Origin of the sequence: uncultured Candidatus Kuenenia sp. (assembly GCF_900696675.1) — a bacterium.
Classification (GTDB): domain Bacteria; phylum Planctomycetota; class Brocadiia; order Brocadiales; family Brocadiaceae; genus Kuenenia; species Kuenenia stuttgartiensis_A.
In genome coordinates this window covers 1-2,798 of the sequence record NZ_CAADGZ010000224.1, presented here as the reverse complement: position 1 = coordinate 2,798, position 2,798 = coordinate 1, and the positions used below count along the sequence as shown (strand labels likewise).

Sequence of the window (2,798 nt, the reverse complement as noted above, 5' to 3'; positions counted from 1 at the left end):
ATAATTCCATCAACTTATTCATAAGTAGTGTCCTCCAAATTGTCTGATTACTATTTACGAGGATACTACTATACTTTATAATAAACTAAAAATCACCTTTTTGGTTGCGGCCAAAGGCCGCGCTAGGCCCTTTGTGGTTAAAGGACAGACGCACGGCCGGTGCGTCTCTACATTTTGGTTGCGGCTTTGCTGCGATATGAAATAAAATGCATGAAAAGAGGGAGTATGATTGAAAGGTATTGAAAAACCGATTACACCTGAAGATACAGAAAATGGCAATCCGATGAAACAGCAGGGCGAGATGAAACATTCCGGGAAAAAGGGTACAGAACAAACCACCATTACAGAAATGCTTGCATCCCACAACGTTTTATTGGAAGAAGTGAAATCACTGATTGAAACCCGCCTGTCTTACGACGAAACAAAAGAAAAGACCATTGAGAAACTCCACGAAGAACTGAAACTCTATCGTGACAATTTCATTTCCCAGTCGCAAAAACCTATTTTCATTGACCTGATTATGCTTTATGATGATTTCATGCAGGTACTCTCGGTTTTCGAAGAGAAGCAGGATATGACAAAGGATGATATTGCAGCAATGAGGCATAATATGCATACGATAAAGGAAGGGCTTCTGGAAATTCTGTATCGTAGAGAGGTAACACTGTATCACAAACATCCGGATTTTCTTGATTATAAACTTCACAAAACGATAGGTACGGTACCAACCAGCATAGAAAGCGAAAATAACCAGGTGGCGAAGATTGTAAAACCGGGTTTTTGCTGGAACGGCAAGACGCTAAGGCCTGAGGAAGTAATAATAAAGAAATATCGTAAAGAATGATGCAGCGTACGGCACGCATCTTTGCCGGTGGAAAGTACCCGTGTCGGTTTTTCTGAAAAACGATGCTCTGGAAAAAACAAAAACAGGAGAAGAGAACTATGTCGCCTAAAAAAACAACCGTAGTGGGAATTGATCTGGGCACTACTTTTTCAGCCATTGCGCACATTAATGAGGACACCGGCAAAGCAGAGATTATTCCCAGTCCCGAACAAGACCGTATCACGCCTTCTGTGGTCCTTATTGAAAAGGTGAATGATATTATTGTAGGAGAAATAGCAAAACAGAATGCTGTAGCGGAACCAAACAAGGTCGTTGAGTTTGTAAAAAGACAAATGGGAAAACCAAAAGAAGATAAAAAGGATGAGCAGGGGAATATACTGGTAAAGGGCTGGTGTTTTGAGCATGAGGGGAAAAAGTACAGCGCCCAGGAAATTTCGGCGTTTATCCTGAAAAAACTGAAAAATGACGCCGAAGAGCGGCTGGGAACAATGATAACAGATGCGGTAATTACATGTCCGGCCTATTTTGGGGATCCCGAGAGGGCTGCAACCAAAGAGGCTGGCGTCATTGCGGGATTTAACGTGTTGGCGGTAATTGACGAACCGGTGGCCGCCGCGCTTTCTTATGGACTCGATAAACTCAAACAGGATCAAAATGTCTTTGTCTTTGACCTTGGCGGTGGAACATTTGACGTGGTTATCCTTGAAATCAAAGGCGGAAAAATACGGGAGGTGGTGGTTAATGGCGACCACTTGCTTGGTGGCAAGGACTGGGATGATGAAATCATCCGGTATGCATCAAAGATTTTTAAGGAAAAATACGGAACATACCCGCTGGATGATCTTTCAGCGTATCAGGATTTGCAATTACGCGCAATTAAGGCAAAAGAAGAACTCACAAAACGCGAAAAGACAAAGATTATGTGCGTGCACGCGGGAAATACCCTCCTGGTAGAATTGACCAGAGATACGTTTGAAGAAATTACAAAATATCTCATTGACCGTTGCAAGGTATTATGCGGAATAGCGCTGAGCGATGCAAACATGACGTGGCAAGACGTCGGGGCGGTTCTCCTGGTGGGCGGTTCTACAAGAATGCCCATGATAAGGAATATGATTGCAGAAATAAGCGGAAAAACGCCCAGCGATGAACTAAACCCTGATGAATGCGTAGCCCTTGGCGCTGCCTGGCACGCCGCAATGTTAAGTATTTCCAGCGGCGATATGCCCGTTGAAGTGGTGAAGAGGCTCGCCGGAGTGGAAGTGCAAAAAGTCGCTTCACATAATCTGGGCATCATCGCATTGGACGGAGATGGGAATGAGCGGAATTTTCTAATGATACCAAGGTTTACTCCCCTGCCGTTTGAAAAAAAGGATATTTTTAAAACACTCACCGACAACCAGACTTCCATTCTTCTGCGGATTATGGAAGGCGGAATTATGGGAGAAAACGATACATGCGACCCCCTGGACTGCAATATGATCGCGCAAGGTTCGATACGGGATATCCCCCCTTCACCAAAAGGCAGCCCCATCGAGGTGGCCTATAAATACAATGATATTGGAATACTGGAGGTGCACGGTATTCATCTCCCATCAGGAAAAGAGGTAGTTATAACAGTGGAGCATACCGGCGGTCTGACTGCCCAGGAAATAAAAGCTGCAACTATGAACATTGAAAAAGCCTCAATAACAAGTTAACACCGATGCACCTAACTTCTCAATAAGTTGAGGTAGACAACCCACTCGCTTCCTTTGTTAATGGTAAATTACGCAAGATTAACCCTGCGTTGGGTGCATTCCCGATTTTTTGTATATTTTCACATATTTTGTTTTTTTACAAAGAATTGTAATACTTTAGTCCTATGAAAAAAACCGCTCGTTCCCAAGCTCCGGCTTGGGAACGGGATTGTTTGAGAAGCTCCAGCTTCGAATGGAAAAGGGAATGAACCCAT

Annotated in this window: 2 protein-coding genes; both read left to right on the top strand. The window is 43.7% G+C overall.

What is annotated here, in order from left to right:
• Positions 1-229: 229 nt before the first annotated feature.
• Positions 230-844: a nucleotide exchange factor GrpE gene (gene grpE, locus QZT26_RS17095; RefSeq protein WP_099324978.1), complete on the top strand. Its 615-nt coding sequence runs from the start codon at positions 230-232 to the stop codon at positions 842-844.
• A 98-nt stretch (positions 845-942) separates the two neighbouring features.
• Entirely contained in the window at positions 943-2,544 is a 1,602-nt protein-coding gene (locus QZT26_RS17090; protein WP_157820493.1) for an Hsp70 family protein, read from the top strand.
• Positions 2,545-2,798 lie beyond the last annotated feature (254 nt).